Annotated in this window: 22 protein-coding genes; 11 read left to right on the forward strand and 11 right to left on the reverse strand. The window is 56.9% G+C overall.

What is annotated here, in order from left to right:
* The first annotated feature begins 120 nt into the window (after window positions 1–120).
* The 5 genes from pnp (at window position 121) to mtr (ending at window position 6,715) form a co-directional block, all read left to right on the forward strand.
* Window positions 121–2,259: a polyribonucleotide nucleotidyltransferase gene (gene pnp, locus ACWYRJ_RS10250; protein ID WP_111964960.1), complete on the forward strand. Its 2,139-nt coding sequence runs from the start codon at window positions 121–123 to the stop codon at window positions 2,257–2,259.
* A gap of 108 nt (window positions 2,260–2,367) precedes the next feature.
* Window positions 2,368–3,252, forward strand: a complete 885-nt coding sequence (gene nlpI / locus ACWYRJ_RS10255) for a lipoprotein NlpI (RefSeq protein ID WP_023309331.1) — start codon at window positions 2,368–2,370, stop codon at window positions 3,250–3,252.
* Window positions 3,253–3,359: 107 nt separating this feature from the next.
* A complete protein-coding gene (yrbN, locus tag ACWYRJ_RS10260; RefSeq protein ID WP_100122156.1) occupies window positions 3,360–3,440 on the forward strand; it encodes a protein YrbN in 81 nt (26 codons plus the stop codon).
* The gene (locus ACWYRJ_RS10265; RefSeq protein ID WP_111964959.1) at window positions 3,433–5,328 is read left to right on the forward strand and encodes a DEAD/DEAH family ATP-dependent RNA helicase; all 1,896 of its coding nucleotides are present in this window, start codon (window positions 3,433–3,435) and stop codon (window positions 5,326–5,328) included. The genes yrbN and ACWYRJ_RS10265 overlap by 8 nt, the downstream gene beginning before the upstream one ends.
* 142 nt (window positions 5,329–5,470) lie before the next feature.
* The gene (gene mtr / locus ACWYRJ_RS10270) at window positions 5,471–6,715 is read left to right on the forward strand and encodes a tryptophan permease (protein ID WP_008501478.1); all 1,245 of its coding nucleotides are present in this window, start codon (window positions 5,471–5,473) and stop codon (window positions 6,713–6,715) included.
* A gap of 62 nt (window positions 6,716–6,777) precedes the next feature.
* Here the strand turns inward: mtr and ACWYRJ_RS10275 are convergent, their stop codons facing one another.
* The 3 genes from ACWYRJ_RS10275 to ubiU form a co-directional block, all read right to left on the reverse strand.
* The gene (locus tag ACWYRJ_RS10275) at window positions 6,778–7,785 is read right to left on the reverse strand and encodes a luciferase-like monooxygenase (protein WP_455507821.1); all 1,008 of its coding nucleotides are present in this window, start codon (window positions 7,783–7,785) and stop codon (window positions 6,778–6,780) included.
* 78 nt (window positions 7,786–7,863) lie between these two features.
* Window positions 7,864–8,742, reverse strand: coding sequence for a U32 family peptidase (locus ACWYRJ_RS10280; RefSeq protein WP_455507822.1), 879 nt, complete (start codon window positions 8,740–8,742; stop codon window positions 7,864–7,866).
* A 7-nt stretch (window positions 8,743–8,749) separates the two neighbouring features.
* Complete coding sequence (ubiU, locus tag ACWYRJ_RS10285; protein WP_455507823.1) at window positions 8,750–9,745, reverse strand: ubiquinone anaerobic biosynthesis protein UbiU; 996 nt, start codon at window positions 9,743–9,745, stop codon at window positions 8,750–8,752.
* Between the two features lie 211 nt (window positions 9,746–9,956).
* Between ubiU and ubiT the strand changes: the two genes are divergently transcribed.
* The gene (gene ubiT / locus ACWYRJ_RS10290) at window positions 9,957–10,481 is read left to right on the forward strand and encodes a ubiquinone anaerobic biosynthesis accessory factor UbiT (RefSeq protein WP_024906374.1); all 525 of its coding nucleotides are present in this window, start codon (window positions 9,957–9,959) and stop codon (window positions 10,479–10,481) included.
* The gene (locus ACWYRJ_RS10295) at window positions 10,475–10,978 is read left to right on the forward strand and encodes a GNAT family N-acetyltransferase (protein WP_111964955.1); all 504 of its coding nucleotides are present in this window, start codon (window positions 10,475–10,477) and stop codon (window positions 10,976–10,978) included. Before ubiT ends, ACWYRJ_RS10295 begins: the two co-directional genes overlap by 7 nt.
* Here the strand turns inward: ACWYRJ_RS10295 and ACWYRJ_RS10300 are convergent.
* A complete protein-coding gene (locus ACWYRJ_RS10300) occupies window positions 10,965–11,294 on the reverse strand; it encodes a GIY-YIG nuclease family protein (protein WP_111964954.1) in 330 nt (109 codons plus the stop codon). The genes ACWYRJ_RS10295 and ACWYRJ_RS10300 overlap by 14 nt on opposite strands.
* 14 nt (window positions 11,295–11,308) lie before the next feature.
* Between ACWYRJ_RS10300 and ACWYRJ_RS10305 the strand changes: the two genes are divergently transcribed.
* Window positions 11,309–11,743: a YhbP family protein gene (locus ACWYRJ_RS10305; protein WP_008501485.1), complete on the forward strand. Its 435-nt coding sequence runs from the start codon at window positions 11,309–11,311 to the stop codon at window positions 11,741–11,743.
* Here ACWYRJ_RS10305 and ACWYRJ_RS10310 read toward each other — a convergent pair.
* Window positions 11,723–12,241, reverse strand: a complete 519-nt coding sequence (locus ACWYRJ_RS10310) for a type 1 glutamine amidotransferase domain-containing protein (protein ID WP_111964953.1) — start codon at window positions 12,239–12,241, stop codon at window positions 11,723–11,725. The genes ACWYRJ_RS10305 and ACWYRJ_RS10310 overlap by 21 nt on opposite strands.
* Window positions 12,242–12,369: 128 nt before the next feature.
* On the opposite strand from ACWYRJ_RS10310, the gene ACWYRJ_RS10315 reads away from it, so the two are divergent.
* Both ACWYRJ_RS10315 and ACWYRJ_RS10320 read left to right on the forward strand, forming a co-directional pair.
* Window positions 12,370–13,014, forward strand: coding sequence for an NAD(P)H-binding protein (locus tag ACWYRJ_RS10315; protein WP_111964952.1), 645 nt, complete (start codon window positions 12,370–12,372; stop codon window positions 13,012–13,014).
* A gap of 39 nt (window positions 13,015–13,053) precedes the next feature.
* Complete coding sequence (locus tag ACWYRJ_RS10320) at window positions 13,054–14,091, forward strand: permease (protein WP_149367579.1); 1,038 nt, start codon at window positions 13,054–13,056, stop codon at window positions 14,089–14,091.
* Between the two features lie 50 nt (window positions 14,092–14,141).
* Here the strand turns inward: ACWYRJ_RS10320 and dolP are convergent, their stop codons facing one another.
* Genes dolP through ACWYRJ_RS10340 form a run of 4 tightly spaced genes read right to left on the reverse strand, consistent with a single transcriptional unit; the run spans window position 14,142 to window position 17,899 of the window.
* Window positions 14,142–14,717 carry a division/outer membrane stress-associated lipid-binding lipoprotein gene (gene dolP / locus ACWYRJ_RS10325; RefSeq protein ID WP_111964950.1) on the reverse strand — a complete coding sequence of 192 codons (576 nt, stop codon included), beginning with the start codon at window positions 14,715–14,717 and terminating at the stop codon, window positions 14,142–14,144.
* Between the two features lie 9 nt (window positions 14,718–14,726).
* Window positions 14,727–15,317, reverse strand: a complete 591-nt coding sequence (diaA, locus tag ACWYRJ_RS10330; protein ID WP_003861754.1) for a DnaA initiator-associating protein DiaA — start codon at window positions 15,315–15,317, stop codon at window positions 14,727–14,729.
* A 21-nt stretch (window positions 15,318–15,338) separates the two neighbouring features.
* On the reverse strand, window positions 15,339–15,734 hold the full coding sequence (locus ACWYRJ_RS10335; protein WP_111964949.1) for a YraN family protein: 396 nt from the start codon (window positions 15,732–15,734) through the stop codon (window positions 15,339–15,341).
* Window positions 15,692–17,899, reverse strand: coding sequence for a penicillin-binding protein activator (locus ACWYRJ_RS10340; RefSeq protein ID WP_455507824.1), 2,208 nt, complete (start codon window positions 17,897–17,899; stop codon window positions 15,692–15,694). The genes ACWYRJ_RS10335 and ACWYRJ_RS10340 overlap by 43 nt, the downstream gene beginning before the upstream one ends.
* Before the next feature lie 62 nt (window positions 17,900–17,961).
* Between ACWYRJ_RS10340 and rsmI the strand changes: the two genes are divergently transcribed.
* Window positions 17,962–18,825: a 16S rRNA (cytidine(1402)-2'-O)-methyltransferase gene (rsmI, locus tag ACWYRJ_RS10345; protein ID WP_455507825.1), complete on the forward strand. Its 864-nt coding sequence runs from the start codon at window positions 17,962–17,964 to the stop codon at window positions 18,823–18,825.
* Between the two features lie 69 nt (window positions 18,826–18,894).
* Here rsmI and ACWYRJ_RS10350 read toward each other — a convergent pair whose 3' ends face one another.
* Complete coding sequence (locus ACWYRJ_RS10350; protein WP_455507826.1) at window positions 18,895–20,784, reverse strand: enterotoxin; 1,890 nt, start codon at window positions 20,782–20,784, stop codon at window positions 18,895–18,897.
* A gap of 15 nt (window positions 20,785–20,799) precedes the next feature.
* Window positions 20,800–21,972: a MalY/PatB family protein gene (locus ACWYRJ_RS10355; RefSeq protein WP_455507827.1), complete on the reverse strand. Its 1,173-nt coding sequence runs from the start codon at window positions 21,970–21,972 to the stop codon at window positions 20,800–20,802.
* Between the last annotated feature and the right edge of the window lie 10 nt (window positions 21,973–21,982).

Genomic DNA, 21,982 nt, shown 5'->3' on the forward strand with positions numbered 1-21,982 from the left:
ATGAGAGGCTTCACCCATGGGGGTGTTGGTTGTCATTAGTCGCGAGGATGCGAAGAAGGTCGGGTTAAAACGACAGCACACCGGTGGTGTGCTTTCAAACATTTAAGAAAGGACAGAACTTTGCTGAATCCGATCGTTCGTAAATTCCAGTATGGTCAACATACCGTCACGCTGGAAACCGGCATGATGGCTCGTCAGGCTACTGCTGCCGTTATGGTAAGCATGGATGACACTGCGGTATTCGTTACCGTAGTTGGCCAGAAAAAAGCTAAACCAGGTCAGGACTTCTTCCCGCTGACCGTTAACTACCAGGAGCGTACCTACGCTGCCGGTAAAATCCCGGGTGGCTTCTTCCGTCGTGAAGGCCGTCCAAGCGAAGGCGAAACCCTGATCGCGCGTCTGATTGACCGCCCGGTTCGTCCGCTGTTCCCGGAAGGCTTCGTTAACGAAGTACAGGTTATCGCGACTGTTGTTTCCGTTAACCCGCAGGTTAACCCGGACATCGTTGCCATGATTGGCGCATCCGCTGCCCTGTCACTGTCTGGTATTCCATTCAATGGCCCAATCGGTGCCGCGCGCGTTGGCTACATCAACGACCAGTACGTGTTGAACCCAACTCAGGAAGAGCTGAAAGAAAGTAAGCTGGACCTGGTTGTTGCGGGTACTGAAGCAGCTGTGCTGATGGTTGAATCCGAAGCTGAACTGCTGAGCGAAGACCAGATGCTGGGTGCTGTGGTCTTCGGCCATGACCAGCAGCAGATCGTTATCCAGAACATCAACGATCTGGTGAAAGAAGCCGGTAAACCACGTTGGGACTGGCAGCCAGAAGCGGCAAACGACGCGCTGAACGCACGCGTTGCAGCTCTGGCAGAATCTCGTCTGAGCGATGCGTACCGCATCACTGACAAGCAGGAGCGTTACGCTCAGGTTGACGTGATCAAATCTGAAGTAACCGCGACCCTGGTTGCCGAAGACGAAACGCTGGACGCTAACGAAATTGGCGAAATCCTGCACGCAATCGAGAAAAACGTTGTTCGTAGCCGCGTTCTGGCAGGCGAGCCGCGTATCGATGGCCGTGAAAAAGACATGATCCGCGGCCTGGACGTGCGGACTGGCGTTCTGCCACGTACTCACGGTTCCGCGCTGTTCACCCGTGGCGAAACGCAGGCGCTGGTTACTGCGACCCTGGGTACTGCACGTGACGCACAGATCATCGACGAACTGATGGGCGAGCGCACTGACAGCTTCCTGTTCCACTACAACTTCCCTCCGTACTCCGTAGGTGAAACCGGTATGGTTGGCTCGCCGAAGCGTCGTGAAATTGGTCACGGTCGTCTGGCGAAGCGCGGCGTGCTGGCAGTAATGCCAGAAGCTGACAAATTCCCGTACACCGTACGTGTGGTGTCTGAAATCACCGAATCCAACGGTTCCTCTTCCATGGCTTCCGTATGTGGTGCTTCTCTGGCGCTGATGGATGCAGGCGTGCCAATCAAAGCCGCCGTTGCGGGTATCGCAATGGGCCTGGTGAAAGAAGGCGACAACTTCGTTGTTCTGTCTGACATTCTGGGTGACGAAGACCACCTGGGTGATATGGACTTCAAAGTGGCGGGTTCCCGCGACGGTATCTCTGCGCTGCAGATGGATATCAAAATTGAAGGTATCACAAAAGAGATCATGCAGGTTGCTCTGAACCAGGCTAAAGGTGCGCGTCTGCACATCCTGGGCGTGATGGAACAGGCGATTAACGCGCCGCGTGGCGACATTTCTCAGTTCGCTCCACGTATCCACACCATCAAGATCAACCCAGACAAGATCAAAGATGTTATCGGTAAGGGCGGTTCCGTAATCCGTGCGCTGACCGAAGAGACTGGCACCACCATCGAAATCGAAGATGACGGTACTGTGAAGATCGCAGCAACCGACGGCGAGAAAGCGAAATTCGCGATCCGTCGCATCGAAGAAATCACTGCAGAGATCGAAGTGGGCCGCGTCTACGCAGGTAAAGTGACCCGTATCGTTGACTTTGGCGCGTTCGTTGCCATCGGTGGCGGTAAAGAAGGTCTGGTTCACATTTCTCAGATCGCTGACAAGCGCGTTGAGAAAGTGACCGATTACCTGCAGATGGGCCAGGAAGTACCGGTGAAAGTTCTGGAAGTTGATCGCCAGGGCCGTATCCGTCTGAGCATTAAAGAAGCAACCGAGCAGTCTCAGCCAGCTGCTGCGCCAGAAGCACAGGCAGCAGAACAGCAAGGCGAGTAAGTTGCCATTTGCCCTCCGCTTTGCGGAGGGCCTATTATCAGGCAGGACGCCTTGTTAAGCCGCCGGGGGACAGGACGTTCATCCAATAGTTGTCTTCGGGAGTGGGAAATGAAGCCTTTTTTGCGCTGGTGTTTCGTTGCGACAGCTTTAACGCTGGCAGGATGCAGCAACTCTGCCTGGCGTAAGAGCGAAGTCCTCGCAGTGCCATTGCAACCGACTTTGCAGCAGGAAGTGATTCTGGCACGCATGGAACAAATACTTGCCAGTCGGGCTTTAACCGATGAAGAACGCGCACAGCTTTTATATGAGCGCGGAGTGTTGTATGATAGTCTCGGTCTGAGGGCACTGGCGCGAAATGATTTTTCACAAGCGCTGGCTATCCGACCTGATATGCCTGAAGTATTCAATTACTTAGGCATTTATTTAACGCAGGCAGGCAATTTTGATGCTGCCTATGAAGCGTTTGATTCTGTACTTGAGCTTGATCCAACTTACAACTACGCGCACTTGAATCGCGGTATCGCATTGTATTACGGCGGTCGTGATAAGTTAGCGCAAGATGATCTGCTGGCGTTTTATCAAGACGATCCTAATGATCCTTTCCGTAGCCTGTGGCTTTACATCGTTGAGCGGAAGCTCGATGAGAAGCAGGCAAAAGAGGCACTGAAACAGCGCTTCGATAAATCGGACAAGGAACAGTGGGGATGGAACATTGTCGAGTTCTACCTGGGCAACATTAGCGAAGCAACGCTGATGGAACGCCTCAAGGCGGACGCAACGGATAACACCTCGCTCGCTGAGCATCTCAGTGAAACCAACTTCTATTTAGGTAAGTACTACCTAAGTCTGGGGGATATGGACAGCGCTACGGCACTGTTCAAATTAGCGGTTGCTAACAACGTACACAACTTCGTTGAGCACCGTTATGCATTGTTGGAATTATCGCTCTTGGGCCAGGAGCATGACGACCTGGCAGAATCGGACCAGCAATAGCTGACGACATAAACATCAGCCCGTAATCTTTTGATTGCCATCACCTTAACTGGTGAGGGCGTTGTTGTTCGTCAATACACCTACTTTGAGCCGGTTCACACTTTTCAATGAAAATTGCTAATCATTTTCACGATGAGCTAAGTAGACTGGCCGCCATTGACATTGAGGCACTCGTACTACATGGCTGAATTCGAAACCACTTTTGCAGATCTGGGCCTGAAGGCTCCTATCCTTGAAGCCCTTAACGATCTGGGTTACGAAAAACCATCTCCGATCCAGGCTGAGTGTATCCCACACCTGCTTTCTGGTCGTGACGTGCTGGGCATGGCCCAGACTGGTAGCGGTAAAACTGCAGCATTCTCGCTGCCGCTGCTGAACAACATTGATCCGGACCTGCGTGCACCGCAGATCCTCGTCCTGGCTCCAACCCGTGAACTGGCTGTTCAGGTTGCAGAAGCAATGACGGAATTCTCTAAACATATGCGCGGCGTAAACGTGGTAGCCCTGTACGGCGGCCAGCGTTATGACGTGCAGTTACGCGCCCTGCGCCAGGGTCCACAGATTGTTGTCGGTACGCCGGGCCGTCTGCTGGATCACCTGAAGCGCGGTACTCTGGACCTCTCTAAACTGAGCGGCCTGGTGCTGGATGAAGCAGATGAAATGCTGCGTATGGGCTTCATCGAAGACGTCGAAACCATCATGGCGCAGATCCCGGACGGTCATCAGACCGCGCTGTTCTCTGCCACCATGCCAGAAGCGATTCGTCGTATCACCAAACGCTTCATGAAAGATCCGCAGGAAGTGCGTATTCAGTCCAGCGTAACCACTCGCCCGGACATCAGCCAGAGCTACTGGTCTGTGTACGGCATGCGTAAAAACGAAGCGCTGGTACGTTTCCTGGAAGCGGAAGATTTTGATGCGGCGATTATTTTCGTTCGCACCAAAAACGCGACCCTGGAAGTGGCTGAAGCCCTGGAGCGTAGCGGCTACAACAGCGCAGCGCTGAACGGCGACATGAACCAAGCTCTGCGTGAGCAGACTCTGGAGCGTCTGAAAGACGGTCGTCTGGATATCCTGATTGCAACCGACGTGGCAGCACGTGGTCTGGACGTTGAGCGTATCAGCCTGGTTGTTAACTATGACATCCCGATGGATTCCGAGTCTTACGTTCACCGTATCGGCCGTACCGGTCGTGCGGGTCGTGCTGGCCGTGCGCTGCTGTTCGTTGAGAACCGCGAGCGTCGTCTGCTGCGTAACATCGAACGTACCATGAAACTGACCATTCCAGAAGCGGACCTGCCAAACGCAGAGCTGCTGGGCAAACGCCGTCTGGAAAAATTCGCCGCTAAAGTACAGCAGCAGCTGGAAAGCAGCGATCTGGATCAGTACCGTGCGCTGCTGTCGCAGATTCAGCCTGTTGCTGAAGGCGAAGAGCTGGACATGGAAACCCTGGCTGCAGCACTGTTGAAAATGGCTCAGGGCGAACGTAGCCTGATCGTGCCACCAGATGCACCGATGCGTCCTAAGCGTGAATTCCGTGACCGTGACGATCGCTTCGAACGTCGTGGCGACCGTAACGATCGTGGCCCACGTGGTGACCGTCCAGAGCGCGGTGGTGAAGACCGTCCACGTCGTGAACGTCGCGACGCAGGTGACATGGAACTGTACCGCATTGAAGTGGGCCGTGATGATGGCGTTGAAGTTCGTCACATCGTTGGCGCGATCGCTAACGAAGGCGACATCAGCAGCCGTTACATTGGTAACATTAAGCTGTTCGCATCCCACTCTACTATCGAGCTGCCAAAAGGCATGCCGGGCGAAGTGCTGCAGCACTTTACGCGTACCCGCATCCTGAACAAGCCGATGAACATGCAGCTGCTGGGTGATGCGCAGCCACGTCCTGACCGTGGCGGCGAACGTCGTGGCGGTGGTCGCGGTTTCGGCGGTGAGCGTCGTGAAGGCGGTCGCAGCGAAGGTCGCGGTGGTGAAGGTCGTCGTTTCTCCGGCGAGCGCCGCGAAAGCCGTGGCCCGCGTCGTGAAGAAGGCACCAGCCGTCGTCGTTTCGGTGACGCGTAAGCCTTACGCTTCTGACGTAAAGTAAAATATACAGCCCCGATTCATGCGATCGGGGCTTTTTTTATTCCTTTTGTACTCTTGTACTGGTACAGTGCGTCACATTAAAATGCAGAACCGTATGATTGACTGGAGAAAAGGCTGTATGGCGACACTAACCACCACCCAAACGTCACCTTCGCTGCTTGGCGGCGTGGTGATCATCGGCGGAACCATTATAGGTGCCGGGATGTTCTCCCTGCCCGTGGTCATGTCCGGTGCGTGGTTCTTCTGGTCGCTGGCCGCGCTGGTCTTTACCTGGTTCTGTATGCTCCATTCCGGGCTAATGATCCTCGAAGCCAACCTGAACTACCGCATTGGCGCGAGCTTCGACACCATCACCAAAGACCTGCTGGGCAAAGGCTGGAACCTGGTGAACGGGCTGTCCATCGCGTTTGTGCTCTATATCCTGACCTACGCGTATATCTCGGCAAGCGGTTCGATTCTGCATCACACCTTCTCGGAGATGTCGCTGAACGTACCGGCGCGTCTGGCCGGGCTGTGCTTTGCGCTGGGCGTGGCGTTTATCGTCTGGATGAGTACCAAAGCGGTGAGTCGGATGACGGCGATCGTGCTGGGTGCGAAGGTCATCACCTTCTTCCTCACCTTCGGCAGCCTGCTGGGGCATGTGACGCCTGCCACGCTGTTTAACGTTGCCGAAGTGAATACCTCCTATACGCCGTACCTGCTGATGACCCTGCCGTTCTGCCTGGCGTCGTTTGGCTACCACGGTAACGTGCCGAGCCTGATGAAGTACTACGGCAAAGATCCGCGCACGATTGTGAAGTGTCTGGTCTACGGCACGCTGCTGGCGCTGGCGCTGTACGTCATCTGGCTGCTCGGGACGATGGGCAATATCCCGCGCCCGGAGTTTATCGGTATTGCGCAGAAGGGCGGTAACATTGATGTGCTGGTGCAGGCCCTGAGCGGCGTGCTGAACAGCCGCAGCCTGGATTTACTGCTGGTGATCTTCTCTAACTTCGCGGTGGCGAGCTCTTTCCTCGGCGTGACGCTGGGCCTGTTTGACTACCTGGCGGATCTGTTTGGCTTTGATGACTCTGCGATGGGCCGCTTCAAAACCGCGCTGCTGACCTTCCTGCCGCCGATTGTGGGCGGCCTGCTGTGGCCGAACGGCTTTCTGTACGCCATTGGCTATGCCGGTCTGGCGGCGACCATCTGGGCAGCAATTGTGCCGGCGCTGTTGGCCCGCAAATCACGTAAACGCTTCGGCAGCCCGAAATTCCGCGTCTGGGGCGGCAAGCCGATGATTGCGCTGATCCTGGTGTTTGGCGCGGGCAATGCCCTGGTACACGTGCTGTCGAGTTTTAATCTGTTGCCCGTTTACCAGTAAAACGTGCTGTTTGAACCCCTCACCCCGGCCCTCTCCCATAGGGAGAGGGTGAAAAGCAAAAACTACCCCACCAACTCCTCTTTCACCTGTATCGCCAGCTCAAACGAGTGCAAACGCGCCTGGTGATCGAAAATCTGGCCGTTAACCATAATTTCATCCGCCTGCGTTTCGCGCAGCACCGCCTCCAGCCCGTGACGCACTTTCGCTTTATCGCCTACCAGCGACATGCTCAGCGCCTGCTGCACGCCATACTGTTCGGAGGCTGACCACAGCTGATGCATATTCTCCACCGGTGGCGGAAGCTGGCCCGTTTCACCGCGACGCAGCTTCACAAACGCCTGCTGCATGGAGGTAAACAGGAATTCCGCGTCGCGATTGCTGTCGGCGGCAACGATGTTGATACACACCATCGCGTACGGCTTCTCCAGACGCTCGGACGGTTTGAAGTTCGTGCGGTAGAGATGCAGCGCCTGATGCAGCATATCCGGCGCGAAGTGCGAGGCAAATGCAAACGGTAGCCCCAGTTGGGCGGCAAGCTGCGCGCTGTAGAGGCTCGAGCCCAGCAGCCACACCGGGATCTTCTCGCCGTAGCCCGGTACCGGACGCACGTGCGGGTTCGGATCGCGTGCGTCGAACCAGTCCACCAGTTCGGCCACGTCGCGCGGGAAGTTGTCGATATCGCCGCTCATATGGCGACGCAGGGCACGCATGGTAGGCTGGTCGCTGCCCGGCGCACGGCCAAGCCCTAAATCGATACGGCCCGGATAGAGGGTATTCAGGGTGCCAAACTGCTCGGCGATCACCAACGGAGAGTGGTTCGGCAGCATCACGCCGCCGGATCCCAGGTGCAGTGTGGTGGTGTTTGCCGCCAGAAAACCAATCAGTACCGAGGTGGCGGCGCTGGCGATGCCCACCATGTTGTGGTGTTCGGCCAGCCAGTAGCGGTGATAGCCACGCTTTTCGGCCAGCTGAGCCAGATCCAGAGAGTGCGAAAAGGCTTCTCTTGCCGAGGAGCCTTGTGGGATCGGCGCCAGATCCAGCACCGAAAACGGAATGGTTTTGTCAGTCATAACAGCTCACTTTGTCGACGGTGAATCTTTAATACTGCATTAAAAAATGATAACCGTTGTTAACAAAGTGAGCCTTTTTTAGGCCTGAAGTTCCAGTCCTGCGAGCCGTCGCCAGTAGCCGTTACAGTCGCTGTTTGCCGTAAGCGGCAGCGGAGCAGCACCGTTTTCGTTGGCGCGGAAGGCATCCAGCATCGCAAACACGCCGTTATCGAGCGGTGACAGGCGCACCATATCCACCAGCCCGTCCATAGACGCCAGCTCGTTGCCAAGGTTATAGACATAGCCGCTCATGGTCTGAATGCCGTTGAGAACAAACACCTGCTGGTTCTCCTGGGACAGCATGCTGCGTCCGTTCGGGTACTTAATACAGCAGGTTTCGCACTCGTCTTTTGGACGGTCTTCCGAGCGTGCGGTAAAGCAGCGGGCGGAATAGGCCAGCGGCAGATGCCCGTAGCTCAGCACTTCCACTTCAAACTTGTTGCGAATGCCCAACTCTTCGCACTGGGTCAGCAGGTTTGTCAGCCAGTCGCGGGAGAGCTCAACAGGCATGCACCAGCGCGTCATCCCCTGTTTGAGCAGCAGGCGTAGGGTCACGGCGTTGTAGCAGTTCAGGGCGTGGCCCGCGACAAACGGCAGCTTGCGTTCAGCACACATGTTCACCACGCCGAGATCGCTCGCCTCCAGCAGGAACTCGCCGTTCTCTACGTAGCGTTTCAGCTCGCCCAGTTCAGAAGATGCCTGCACCAGCGCGAGCGTGGAGAGCACGACCTGTTTGCCGCTGACGGCCAGGTTTTTCGCCATATCAAGCCAGTCGCCCACTTTGGTGGCGCGGCGTTTGCTACACACCGCTTCGCCGAGGTAAATCACATCGGCGCTGCTGGAGGCAGCCTGTTGGTAAAAATCTTCCAGCGTCTCTTTTGGCCAGTAGTAAAGCACCGGCCCTAATGAATATTTCATGATTTTCTCACTGCCATTTACGGTGATACGCGCCCAGCGTGGTTTGCGTGCCTTCGGACATCGATCCGAGCGTTTCCATCCAGGCCTGCTGCGGGGCGTAGTTCTGCGGGTCCGCTATGCAGCGGTCGATGGCCTGACGCCACACTTTCGCCACCTGGCTCACATAGGCCGGGCTGCGCTGGCGACCTTCGATTTTCACCGAGGCAATATTGGCCGCCAGCAGTTCAGGCAGCAGCTCGAGCGTATTAAGGCTGGTAGGCTCTTCGAGCGCGTGGTAGCGCTCGCCGTCGACCAGATAGCGGCCTTTACACAGCGTCGGATAACCGGCGTTTTCACCATCCTGATAGCGGTCAATCAGCACCTCATTCAGACGAGATTCCAGCCCCTGCGGCGTTTGCTGCCATCGAACGAAGCGGGCAGGGGAGCAGGCCCCGACGGTATTCGGCGACTCGCCGGTCAAATACGAGGAAAGATAGCAACGGCCTTCGGCCATAATGCACAGGCTGCCAAAGGCAAAAACTTCCAGCGGCACTGGCGTGACGCGCGCGAGTTGCTTAACCTGATGAATAGAGAGCACGCGCGGCAGCACCACGCGGGCCACGTCAAAGTTTCGGTGATAAAAACGCACGGCCTCTTCGTTGGTGGCAGATGCCTGAACAGAGACGTGGCGCTCAATATGGGGATAGCGTTCTGCCGCATACTCAAGCATAGCGAGGTCGGCCAGAATCAGCGCATCGGCACCCAGCTGTGCCGCCATATCCACCGCGCGCTGCCAGCGGGCGCAGCCGTCAGGATGAGCAAAGGTATTGATGGCGATATGCAGCTTGCGGCGGTGCTGGTGAACGAAGTTAACGGCTTCCTGAAGCTTTTTCTCCGTAAAGTTGAGGCCGGCAAAATGGCGGGCGTTGGTGTCATCTTTCAGCCCGATATAGACCGCATCGGCCCCATTTTCGATGGCCGCCTTAAGCGCCGGAAGATTTCCGGCTGGGCAGAGCAGCTCCATAATTTATCCTGATGTTGTCGATCGCAAAAATGTTAACGAGCTGGGATTTTAATTAACCCATACGCGACAATTTTTGATTTAAGGCAGCTAATGGCGTATTGATGGCACCAATAATGAGGTACGACGGACGATGGTTTGTTGATTTACGCCGCTATGTTGCGCTTCGGATATGGCAAAATAGCAGGACTATAGATATCAGGGAGTAAAGCTCGTGCTGGATAAACTGCGTTCACGTCTCGTACAATTTGGTCCATCAATGCTGAGCGTGCCGGTCAAGCTGGCGCCGTTCGCGCTTAAACGCCAGGTGCTGGAGCAGGTCCTGAGCTGGCAGTTCCGCCAGGCGCTGCAGGATGGCGAGCTGGAGTTCCTGGAAGGCCGCTGGTTAAGCATTGAGGTGCGTGACATCGGGCTGCGCTGGTTTACCTCCGTTGAGAATGACCAGCTCATCGTCCGCGAAACCGCCGAGGCGGACGTGAGCTTTAGCGCCAACGCCAGCGATCTGCTGATGATCGCCGCGCGCAAGCAGGATCCGGATACGCTCTTCTTCCAGCGCCGTCTGGTGATTGAAGGCGACACGGAGCTGGGCCTGTACGTGAAGAATTTAATGGATGCCATTGAGCTGGAGCAGATGCCGAAAGCGCTGCGCGTGATGCTAATGCAAATGGCAGATTTCGTTGAGGCCGGGCTGAAAACCCCGCCGGACGGTAAACACACTTCAGTAGGTGAGCCATGCTGATTCGAGTCGAAATTGGGATTGATGCGCCGGGGATCGATGCGTTGTTGCGCCGAGCCTTTACGAGCGATGCCGAAGCCCAACTGGTCCACGATCTTCGCGAAGACGGCCTGATTACGCTGGGGCTGGTTGCCACCGATGATGAAGGTCAGGTGGTGGGCTATGTAGCCTTCAGTCCGGTAACCGTTCAGGGCGAAGAGCTGCAGTGGGTCGGTATGGCGCCGCTGGCGGTGGATGAAAACTATCGCGGGCAAGGGCTGGCGCGTCAGCTGGTCTATGAAGGGCTGGATTCGCTCAATGAGTTCGGCTATGCGGCCGTTGTAACGCTGGGCGATCCGGCGTTCTATGGCCGTTTAGGCTTCGAGCAGGCCGCGCGTTACGATCTGCGCTGCCGCTGGCCGGGTACGGAATCCGCTTTCCAGGTACACCGTCTGGCGGACGACGCGCTTAACGGCGTCAATGGGCTTGTCGAGTACCACGACCATTTCAACCGCTTTTAATCAGGCTCTCGCGTAGCGCCTCAAAGGAGCCGTCTCCGGTCACGAGGCGCTCTTTCTGGCGCTTCGTCAGCTGCTTGATGCGGTATTCCAGCCTGAGTGCCAGCGATCGGTCGCCGACCGCTGCTGAGAAGGCGAGCTGTAATTCTCCTTTCCCCCGCAGCGCTTTTGCCCCTTTCCCCGTTTGATGTTGTAAAAAACGCCGCCCCACATCGGTGGTGATCCCGGTGTAGAGTGCGTTATCAGCGGTTCGGACAAGATAGAGAAACCAGCACACGGTAAACAGATTCAGTATGTTAAGGTGAACGCACCATAGCATGAGAGAGAACGAAAATGGAAACACTGGCCGCCATTAACCGCTGGCTGGCGAAGCAGCACGTCGTCACCTGGTGCGTCTACAGCGAGGGTGAGATGTGGTGCGCAAACGCGTTTTACTACTACGATCCTGAGCGCGTCGCGTTTTATGTTATGAGCGAAGACAAAACGCGCCATGCGCAGATGACCGGCCAGCAGGCTAAGGTCGCGGGCACGGTGAACGGCCAGCCGAAAACGGTCGCGCTGATCCGCGGCGTGCAGTTTAAAGGGGAGATCCGTCGTCTGGACGGAGAAGAGAGCGACGCGCGTCGTAAGCACTACACGCGCCGCTTTCCGGTTGCCGCTGCGCTAAAAGCCCCGGTGTGGGAAATCCGCCTCGATGAGCTGAAATTTACCGACAACACCCTGGGCTTTGGCAAGAAGCTGCACTGGTTACGCGCCGAGCAGGCGTAGCGCTTCGCGGTTAAACGCCGGGAGATCGTCCGGGGTCCGGCTGGTGATCAGCTGGTCTTTGTCGTTGACCACCTCCTGATCGTAAAACTCAGCACCCGCGTTTTTGAGATCGATAACGATCGGTTTCACAGCCGTAAGCTTACGCCCTCGGACCACTTCTGCGCTGATGAGCAACTGCGGGCCATGGCAGATGGCAAAGACCGGTTTGCCGGTAGAGACAAAGTCCCGGGTAAAGGTCACGAAACGCTCGTCCCCGCGCAGGGAATCCGGTGAGTGGCCGCCGGGTAACAGCAGGGCGTCGAAATCTGAGGGGCTAACGTTGTCGATGGTCTCGTCGATGGTCACGCTGGCCTCGCCCTTATGGCCTGTTACCGTTTTGCCCGCCTCTCTTTCAATGGTGATGACCTCATGTCCCGCCTTGCGGAACGCCTCTGCAGGAGAGGTGAATTCTGAATCTTCAAACTCGTCGGTAATCAAGACTGCGATTTTCTTGCCCATGCTTCCTCCGTTGTTTTGGCTTCAGACTGATTTTTCTCCGCTTGTGGTAAATACTTACCTGTAACAGACTTCTAAGTGTGGTCGACGACGCTGAGTTCGCAAACGGACAATTCTGTAAAGGGGATAAGATGAGTCAGGTATTGATTACGGGTGCTACCGGGTTAGTGGGCGATCACCTGCTGCGGCTGCTGATTCAGGATCGCCGCGTGAACTACATCGCCGCCCCGACGCGTCGACCGCTGGCGGACATCTCCGGCGTCTTTAATCCGCACGATCCCCAGCTGACGGATGCGCTGGCGCAGGTCCAGGACCCGATTGATATCGCCTTTTGCTGTCTGGGCACCACGCGGCGGGAGGCGGGGAGCAAAGAGGCATTTATCCACGCCGACTATACGCTGGTGGTGGACACCGCGCTTACGGCGAAAAAGCTGGGAGCCAGACATTTTCTGGTGGTCAGCGCGCTGGGCGCCAGTGCCGGATCGCCTTTCTTCTACAACAAGGTGAAGGGTAAGATGGAGGACGCGCTGATTGCGCAGAAATGGGAGCAGCTGACGATTGTGCGCCCCTCGATGCTGATCGGCCACCGGGACGAGCGCCGCTTTAACGAGTCCATCATGGCCCCGCTGTTTCGCATCCTTCCCGGCAACTGGAAAGCCATCGAGGCGCGGGACGTCGCGCGTGCGCTGTTAAAAGAGGGACTGGCCCCGTCGAAAGCGGGCGTAAACATTATCCCTTCGGCAAAACTGCGTGAAATCGCGCAGGGCGAGGCGTAAACTCCCCCGGCTAATAACTCATACTCTCCGGGGAATGCTATGACTGGTCAGTCTTCATCTCAGGTGGCAACACCTGTTCAATGGTGGAAGCCCGCACTCTTTTTTCTCGTGGTCATTGTTGGCCTCTGGTACGTGAAATGGCAGCCGTACTACGGTAAAGCCTTCACCGCCGCCGAAACGCACAGCATCGGTAAATCTATTCTCGCTCAGGCTGATGCCAGCCCGCTTCAGGCGGCGTGGGACTATGCCATGGTCTACTTTCTTGCCGTCTGGAAGGCCGCCGTCTTAGGCGTGATCCTGGGCTCACTGATTCAGGTGCTGATCCCGCGCAACTGGCTGGTGAAAACCCTCGGACAACCGCGCTTTCAGGGTACGCTGCTGGGAACGATCTTCTCCCTGCCGGGGATGATGTGCTCCTGTTGCGCCGCGCCTGTGGCTGCCGGGATGCGTCGCCAGCGTGTGTCGATGGGCGGCGCGCTGGCGTTCTGGATGGGCAACCCGCTGCTCAACCCGGCAACGCTGGTGTTTATGGGCTTTGTACTGGGCTGGCATTTTGCGTTCATTCGTCTGGTGGCCGGACTGCTGACCGTGCTGGTGGTGGCGACGCTGGTGCAGAATCTGGTGAAGGATAAGGCGCCAGAGTCCGCGTCTGTTGAGCTGGACGTTAGCGAGCCGCAGGGCAGTTTCTTCGCACGCTGGGGCAAGGCGCTATGGCAGCTTTTCTGGAGCACCATCCCGGTCTATATCCTGGCGGTACTGGTTCTCGGGGCGGCGCGCGTCTGGCTCTTTCCGCATGCGGATGGCGCTATCGATAACACGCTGTTGTGGGTCATTGCGATGGCCGTTGCAGGCTGCCTGTTTGTGATCCCTACAGCCGCAGAAATTCCCATTGTTCAGACCATGATGCTGGCCGGTATGGGCACCGCGCCGGTGCTGGCATTGCTCATCACGCTGCCTGCCATCAGCCTGCCGTCGCTGATTATGCTGCGTAAGTCATTCCCGGCGAAAGCGCTGTGGCTGACCGCAGGGCTAGTGGCGTTGAGCGGGGTGATAGTGGGGAGTATTGCGTTGATGTGAAAAAAAGCCCGGTGGCACGAGCGCTCACCGGGCTTACAGTTGGGTGTAGCTTACTTGATGTAAGTAAACGCGGTGGTGACGTGCTTCACGCCGCTCACCCGGCTGGCGATATCGGCCGCCGCTTTCCCTTCACGTTCGGTCACCAGACCCAGCAGGAACACTTCACCGTTTTCTGTCGTCACCTTCACGTTGGAGGATTTCACCTGGTCCGAGCCCAGCAGCTGGGAGCGTACTTTGGTGGTGATCCAGGTATCGGAAGAGGCATCACCCAGGCCAATTGGCTTGCCCTGACGCACTTCGTTAAACACCTCTGTGGTCCCTTCGACGCCCATCGCAATCTGTTTCGCACGAGAGGCGAGCTCCAGATTCGGTGCCTGACCTGCCAGCAGCACTTTGCCCTGATAAGCCGTCACGTTGATACGCGCTTCTTTCTTGATTTGTTCGTCTTTCGACAGCGCACTGTTGACGCGCAGCTCCAGCGTACCGTCATCCACCTGCGTTCCCACGGTGCGCGGATCGGTTGCCGCTTTGGTGCCTACCGCGGCGGTACCCACAACGGCCGCAGCGATACATCCCTGAAGCAGTAATGCAGACATAAGGACTGCGAGGGTCGATAAAGCCTTCATAAGAACTCCTTAATCATCCTGGTGAGGGAAAAGCGTGTTATCGATCAAGTCACATAAGCAGTTCACCGTGAGCATATGCATCTCCTGAATACGTGCGCTCCGGTGAGAAGGAATGCGGATTTCCACATCCTGCGGCCCAAGCAGACCCGCCAGCTCACCCCCGTCATAGCCGGTTAAGGCCACGATGGTCATGTCGCGGGTGACGGCGGCTTCAACGGCTTTGACAATATCCCGGCTATTGCCGCGCGTGGAGATGGCCAGCAGCACATCTCCGGCATGACCCAGAGCTCGCACCTGCTTTGCGTAAATTTCGTCATGCAGACGATCGTTAGCAATCGCCGTTAAGACCACATTATCGGTATTAAGTGCAATGGCAGGTAAACTGGGGCGTTCTGTTTCAAAACGATTGATCATGCTGGCAGCAAAATGCTGTGCGTTGGCGGCTGACGTGCCGTTGCCACAACAGAGGATTTTGTTGCCGTTAAGCAGGGATTGCACCAGCGTCATTGCGGCACGCGAGATAGCATCCGGAAGGGCTTCCGCCGCGGCAATCTGAGTCTGGATGCTTTCTGTGAAGCACACTTTAATTCTTTCGAGCACGTTATCCCTTTTAAATCTTAATTATGCGTCTTCGCCAAAAGCGTTTTTAAGCCATTCGATCTCATTTCCGGTGAAGGCTATCACATCGAACCGGCAATCCACAGTATCAAAACTCCCATTATGGCGGGCAAGCCACAAGTGGGCAGTCTGTAATAATTTATGTTGTTTGGCGAGCGTCACGCTGGCGGCAGCACCGCCAAAACGAGAGGACTGTCGAAAGCGGACTTCTACAAACACGGTGACCTGACCGTCTTTCATGATCAGGTCGATTTCGCCGCCGCGCCCGCGGACGTTGGCGGCGATAAAACGCAGTCCTTTGCCTTCAAGCCAGCGACGCGCCTTTAATTCCCACGCATCGCCGGTCTCTTTTCGGCTTAACTGGCCGGGACGATCTGCCCCTGCTGGTATTTGAGCCATGATAACTTCCTGTTGATCACGCAGTCCTGGGTGGCGGTCAGATCGCCGGTATTGCCGTTAAGCTCAAAGCCCGGCACCTGGCGCATCTGGGTAAAGTGGTTCGCCAGCGCCCATGCATCGACACCCATCGCATACAGACGCGCCAGAGAATAATCGTTACGTACGGTACTCAGCGCCTGCTGCATCAGCGCCGGATTGCTGCCAGCCAGCATTGGGATTTCGCTGTACTGCAGACCGTCCATTTCCAGACGGAAATCCGGGCCGGCGGTGCCCTGCGCGCTGCGTGAGCTGGCGTAGAGCGTTGCGCCGCTCTGGCTGCCGTTACGCATCGCGATCATCGGTTTGATAAAGGCGATCTCCTGCGGCGTGGCAACGATATAGGCCGCATCCACTTTACCGCCACCGCTAATCTGTGCGTCGGTAGGCGGGGCCGGGATCGTCAGGCCGCCAATCGTCACGCCCTGCTGCTGCGGCAGGCTCGCGGTGACAGGACTGCCGTTAAGCGCGATACCCGCTCCACCGTTTACGCCCGCACGCAGTTCAGAGACGGAGCCGAATTTCTGCTGCAGCACGACGCCGCCGCCCAACTTCTGCCACTCATCGGCAAAGGCATTCGCCACGCGATCGCCCAGCGCGCTGCGTGGGATGAGCAGCAGCGGAGCCTGCTTACCCTGCTCGTGAATATGACGCGCCGCATCGCGGGCTTCATCTTCAGGGGAAAGCGCGAAGTAGCAGATATTGGCCCGGTTCTGAACCTGCTCAGGCTGGTTGAGCGCCAGCACGTTCAGCGTGGTATTGCTCTTCATTAGTTCTTCCACGTTGTTTTTCAGCAGCGGACCGACAACGATGCTCGCCCCGTCCTGTTGAACCTGAGCCAGAACCTGGTCAAGCGGCTGCGAGCTGGTGTCGTAAATTTTCACCTCAGCGCCCGGGTTGGCGCTGGTGGTTGCTACGGCCTGCGGCTGAGCGGCAGGCCGGGCCGCGGGTTGTGCAGTTTGCTGCTGAGGCTGTTCTGCCGTTGCGTCAGGTGCTGGTGCCGCTTGGGTCTCGGCTGGAGCCTGGGTCGCAGGTGCTGCCGTAGCTGGTGCAGCTGTAGCCGGTGCAGCTGTAGCCGGTGCAGCTGTAGCCGGTGCAGCTTCAGCTGGAGGCGTTGTCGGGGCCGTCACCGGGTTTTGCATCGTGCCCTGCGCCGGAGCTTGCGCCGTGGTCAGGTCGCTGGTCTCGGCGGCGGATGGGCTGACAACATCACTCACGTTAGCCGCCTGGGCCGCCTGAGCGGGAACAGCGCTGCCGGTGACCGACGTCGTGCCGTTTTTCGCTGCTTCAAAGCCCTGCTGAATGGTACGGCCAAACACCGCCGCCTGGCCGTTGAGCGGCAGAAGCAGGGCGATTTTGCTGGTGGACGCTGGCTTAAAGTTCTGCACGTTCACCAGCTGGGTTGGCAGCATTTTCGCACCCGGGTTTTGCGGGTAACGTGTCTGCCAGTCCGTAATACCGGCTTTCAGCATCTTTGGATCGCTGCGGTTGTTAAACCACATCTGCTGCAGATCCAGCCAGCCCTGAAGAACGTTTTCATCGGCGTTGATGACCAGAGCCTGCGCCTGTTCCTGCGTCATCGAAGCCAGCGCTTGCCATGTGGCATCAATATTTTTCTGCTTTTCGGCACCGCCGAGCAGCGGCTCTTGCGCGATGAGGGCGCGGAGCAGCGTCAGGGAAGGGCGCCCCTGCTCAGCGGTAATGCCCGCCTGCCAGAAGCGAGCCTGCTGGTTTTTATCCAGCGCGCTCACGTCAATGTCCCCGAGGATCTTCTTCGCGGCGGCGTAATCTTTCAGCGCGACCTTCAGCTCGGCAGAGAGCAGGCTCTGCTCGCGACGCTGGGCGTCGTTAAGATCTTTCGGCAACTGGTTAAACAGTTCGGCAGCCTGCTGGGTTTTACCCTCTTTCAGCAGTGCACGAATGGCGAGTAATTGCCAGTTGGTCTTGGTATCATTTGAACTCTGCGACATTTGCTGCAGATAAAAGCCAGAATCAGCCTGAGCAGAACCCTGAAGATGGGCGGTGCTCTGGTCAGGTGCCTGGGTGCCACAGCCTGCAAAGATCAGGGCTGCCAGCAGAAGCGGCACGCTGCGCGTGGCTTTTTTTCGAAGAAACGTTAACGGTACCATACTGTATCCAGTGATTTTTTTTACGCAATGCTCAATATTAAATCGGCAATACGGACGAAACAATGAAACAACACGAAACGGCAGATAATTCTCAAGGCCAGCTTTATATTGTACCTACTCCTATCGGGAATTTGTCTGATATTACCCAACGTGCGCTCACCGTACTGCAAGCTGTTGATTTAATTGCTGCTGAAGATACTCGCCACACCGGCCTGCTGCTGCAACATTTCGCGATTAACGCCCGTTTGTTTGCTCTGCACGATCACAATGAGCAACAAAAAGCCGAAACGCTGGTGGCGAAGCTGAAAGAGGGGCAGAACATTGCTCTGGTCTCCGACGCCGGTACGCCGCTGATCAACGATCCCGGCTATCACCTGGTGCGTACCTGTCGCGAAGCCGGTATTCGCGTTGTGCCGCTGCCCGGGCCGTGCGCCGCGATTGCTGCATTAAGCGCTGCAGGTCTGCCGTCTGACCGTTTCTGCTATGAAGGCTTCCTGCCTGCCAAATCCAAAGGCCGCCGCGACGTCTTAAAAGACCTGGAAGCAGAACCGCGCACCCTGATTTTCTACGAATCCACGCACCGCCTGCTGGAAAGCCTGGAAGATATGGTGACCGTCTGGGGAGAAGGCCGTTATGTGGTGCTGGCGCGCGAGCTGACTAAAACCTGGGAAACCATCCACGGCGCACCGGTGGGCGAGCTGCTGGCGTGGGTGAAGGAAGACGAAAACCGCCGCAAGGGTGAAATGGTGCTGATTGTCGAAGGGCACGAGGCGGAAGAAGACGCGCTTCCTGCCGACGCGCTGCGCACGCTGACGCTGCTGCAGGCGGAACTGCCGCTGAAGAAAGCGGCGGCATTGGCGGCAGAGATCCACGGCGTGAAGAAAAATGCGCTGTATAAGCATGCGCTGGAGCTGCAGGGGGAGTAAGGCATCCCCTGCCAGTTTTTGCCGGGTAGTGGCTGCGCCTTACCCGGCCTGCAGATCGTTATACGTCTTTTAGCTAGCAGGTACCGCCTCAAACACCAGCGTTTCCAGCGGCTGCAGCGTAATCACCACCGCGTTTTTGTACGCCTCCGGTACGGTTGAATTACTGCCGTACACCGCCTTCAGACTAAACTGCGCCGCGTTTCCCGTCGGGATTTGGAAATCTTTCGCCAAATCCAGGAAGTAGCTTTGTGGCTTATCCGACGGGTTACGCAAGCCGAGAATCGCTTTGTCCTTGCTCCAGGATGCCCAGCCGTAAACCTGCAGCGCGGTTGGATCACCACCAATCCAGTGCGTGTCTACCAGCACGCTTGCGTTATCCCGCGACCATTTCGCCGCCTGCGCCATGGTATCCCACTTCGCCTTGTTCAGCATTGAAGGGGTGATATACAGCTCCTGCAGCTGCGTGCCGGTGGCGAAGTAGCTCCAGACCTGATCGGCAAAGTCGCTGTCCGTTTGTACTTTTTCCAGCCCGTAATAGGCGTTTTCCGCGCTGATGATCCCGTGGTACATCAGCGAGTTCAGCGGGAACAGCGGGCCTTTGCGCACAATGGAGCGGTACGTTTCCGCATCGCGGTAGGTCATCCACTGCTGCACCGACGTGCCGGGGCCGTACAGGTTGATGTCATCGCCCTGGCGCCAGATAGAATCGGCGTAGAACAGCCAGGACGGGCTGGCGTTGGTACCTGTCGTCAGGTTAATAAACAGATTCGGGTTGGCGCTGCGCATGTTATGCAGCAGGGCGATAGAGGCGTCAAAATCCGAGGCATACGGGCTGCCCTGGATATGCGCGTTGGCATTACCCATGCCGTCCAGCTTGAATGAGGTAATGCGTTCGTTTTTGATAAGCTTAACGATCTGCTCATTGAAGTTCTTAAAGTAGTTCGGTCCTGACAGCGCCAGCTTTCCGTCGACGGTTTCGAATCCATACTCTTTTGCATGCGAGACGCGAACGTCGCGCGGCTTGTTGTAGCCGCCCCACGGCGAGAGCCACAGTCCAACCGAGCTGTGCAGGCTGTCGGCTTTTTCCCGAACCTTGCCAAAACCGTTACTGAATGCCGGGCCAAACAGCCAGCGCCCGGTAAGGTCGTCCCAGCCGTCGTCCAGCAGGAAGGCGTCCAGCGCCACGCCGCGTCCGGTAATAAACTCCTTATTCCACTCGTCCATTCGCCCCAGCACATCCTGCTCGGTGTACGGATTGAAAAAGCCGATATCCATCCAGCTGTTGTAGTGCAGATAAGGCTTGTACGGTCGTGGACGCACGGCATCAATAAACTGGTTCACGCTGCGGCGCAGCTGGCTGATTTCCGGGAAGGTGCCGAACCAGGTGGTAAAGCTGACCGGCGACTCTGGCTGGATCGGCGTTTTCAGCTCTACGTTGAGATTGGTGGTCGCTTCATAGGCGTATGTGTTAACGATGGGCTTGTTCGGCAGAATAAAGAACGAATCAGCAACGATCGGCGAACTGTTGATCGCCCCGTCAACATAGGGTGCCTGAGACTGCTTTTTCGTCGGGAAGAAGGTAATTTTCGCCACGTCCCGCGGCTGGCCGACTGCGGCAACGGTGTAGTCGATGCTGGCGTATTTTCCCTTCACCAGGTTCAGCTTCACCGTTACGTTAAAGCCCGGATGGGTAAAGTCGATGACAATTGCGTTACCCTGCTTTTCGACGTGCTTGATGGTGAAATCCGCGGTGTGGATTTTTGTCTCGTCCGGCAGCGTCAGAAAGAACAGCTCCTGCGGCGTGAGCGGATGGTTAGCCTTATTGTCCTTAACCACTACCGTTGAGTTTGCGTCATCAAACGACAGAGCAATATTGTCGTTATTGAGCGCGTAGTTCGCTGCTGCCGCGCCATGAGAAACAGAGAGAGCCAGCAGCGAGAGAGTGAGCACTTTTTTCATCGGTTAAGATCCTAATCAGTAATGCTTCAGCATTCGGTTGATGGATTGCTCCAGCCAGTAGCGCTGGGTGCCGAAGTTAATCCGCAGGTAGTTTTCGCCGTTTTGCACGTAGTGGCTGCCGTCTTCAATCACGACACCGGCCTGTTGGGCGAAATGTTGGGTCAACGCTGTGGCGCTGCGGTCGTCGGCGCTTACGTCTATCCAGGCCAGATATGACGATTCCGGGGTCATCATCTTCCAGGCCGGAAAATGGGTCTGAATAGCGTCCGCAAGGTAGCGGGCATTACCTTGCAGGTAGCCGTTCAGCGCGTCGAGCCACGGCAGGCCGTGCTGGTAGGCGAGGATAATCCCCCATACGCCGAACATATTGGGTGAGGTAATTGAGTTCTTCTCAAGCTGCTGGCGGAAGCGCTGGCGCAGCGAATCGTCCGGGATCATGGAGTAGGACGTTTTCAGCCCGCCCAGGTTGAAGGCTTTATTTGGCGACGTCAGCACGATCAGGTTGTCCTGTGCGGCGCAGCCCGAGGTCAGACAGCTGACGAATGTGCCGTCCAGAATGTGCTCAGCGTGAACCTCATCGACCACCAGAATCGTGCCGTAGCGTTTACAGAGATCGGAGACCTGGCGTATCTCATCCGCGCGCCAGATCCTGCCCGAGGGGTTATGCGGCGAGCAGAAGAACCACAGTTTTGGACGATGGGTTTTGAGCTGATCTTCAACCAGATTAAAATCCAGCTGATAGCGGTTTTGCTTCACGGATAGCGGGTTAGCAAGCACCCGCACGCCCTGGCGCTGCGCCGCCATTGCAAACGGATCGTAGACCGGCGTGTTCATCATCACGCTGTCGCCAGGCGTGCAGAACGCCTGGACCGTGTAATGCAGCGTGGAGACGGTGCCGTAGGTCAGGGTGATCCACGACTTCTCCACCTCAACCTGATGCCGCGTGCGCTGGAAGGCCATCACCGCGTCGTAGAATTCGTCGAAGCACCAGGTATAGCCAAAGGTGCCGTGCTCCACGATGCGCTGGAAGCCTTCAATAACGGCCGGCGGCGAGGTGAAATCCATATCGGCGATCCACAGCGGGATAAACCCCTGCGGGACATCACCAAAGCGTGAGCAGACAAACGCATGGTCCCATTTACGGCACTTATCGCTTTTACGCTCGATGATTTTGTCGAAATCAAACACAACAACCCCC

This window comes from Enterobacter sp., assembly GCF_977039595.1.

Coding starts and splice junctions, on each gene's coding strand:
- mtr (WP_008501478.1), top strand. CDS start 5,471: ATGGCGACACTAACCACCACCCAAACGTCACCTTCGCTGCTTGGCGGC.
- ACWYRJ_RS10340 (WP_455507824.1), bottom strand. CDS start 17,899: ATGGTACCGTTAACGTTTCTTCGAAAAAAAGCCACGCGCAGCGTGCCG.
- ubiU (WP_455507823.1), bottom strand. CDS start 9,745: ATGGAGCTGCTCTGCCCAGCCGGAAATCTTCCGGCGCTTAAGGCGGCC.
- yrbN (WP_100122156.1), top strand. CDS start 3,360: ATGAAAATTGCTAATCATTTTCACGATGAGCTAAGTAGACTGGCCGCC.
- ACWYRJ_RS10350 (WP_455507826.1), bottom strand. CDS start 20,784: ATGAAAAAAGTGCTCACTCTCTCGCTGCTGGCTCTCTCTGTTTCTCAT.
- ACWYRJ_RS10335 (WP_111964949.1), bottom strand. CDS start 15,734: ATGGCTCAAATACCAGCAGGGGCAGATCGTCCCGGCCAGTTAAGCCGA.
- ACWYRJ_RS10315 (WP_111964952.1), top strand. CDS start 12,370: ATGAGTCAGGTATTGATTACGGGTGCTACCGGGTTAGTGGGCGATCAC.
- nlpI (WP_023309331.1), top strand. CDS start 2,368: ATGAAGCCTTTTTTGCGCTGGTGTTTCGTTGCGACAGCTTTAACGCTG.
- dolP (WP_111964950.1), bottom strand. CDS start 14,717: ATGAAGGCTTTATCGACCCTCGCAGTCCTTATGTCTGCATTACTGCTT.
- ACWYRJ_RS10300 (WP_111964954.1), bottom strand. CDS start 11,294: ATGCTATGGTGCGTTCACCTTAACATACTGAATCTGTTTACCGTGTGC.
- rsmI (WP_455507825.1), top strand. CDS start 17,962: ATGAAACAACACGAAACGGCAGATAATTCTCAAGGCCAGCTTTATATT.
- ACWYRJ_RS10305 (WP_008501485.1), top strand. CDS start 11,309: ATGGAAACACTGGCCGCCATTAACCGCTGGCTGGCGAAGCAGCACGTC.
- ACWYRJ_RS10320 (WP_149367579.1), top strand. CDS start 13,054: ATGACTGGTCAGTCTTCATCTCAGGTGGCAACACCTGTTCAATGGTGG.
- ACWYRJ_RS10265 (WP_111964959.1), top strand. CDS start 3,433: ATGGCTGAATTCGAAACCACTTTTGCAGATCTGGGCCTGAAGGCTCCT.
- ACWYRJ_RS10295 (WP_111964955.1), top strand. CDS start 10,475: ATGCTGATTCGAGTCGAAATTGGGATTGATGCGCCGGGGATCGATGCG.
- ACWYRJ_RS10275 (WP_455507821.1), bottom strand. CDS start 7,785: ATGACTGACAAAACCATTCCGTTTTCGGTGCTGGATCTGGCGCCGATC.
- ACWYRJ_RS10310 (WP_111964953.1), bottom strand. CDS start 12,241: ATGGGCAAGAAAATCGCAGTCTTGATTACCGACGAGTTTGAAGATTCA.
- ACWYRJ_RS10280 (WP_455507822.1), bottom strand. CDS start 8,742: ATGAAATATTCATTAGGGCCGGTGCTTTACTACTGGCCAAAAGAGACG.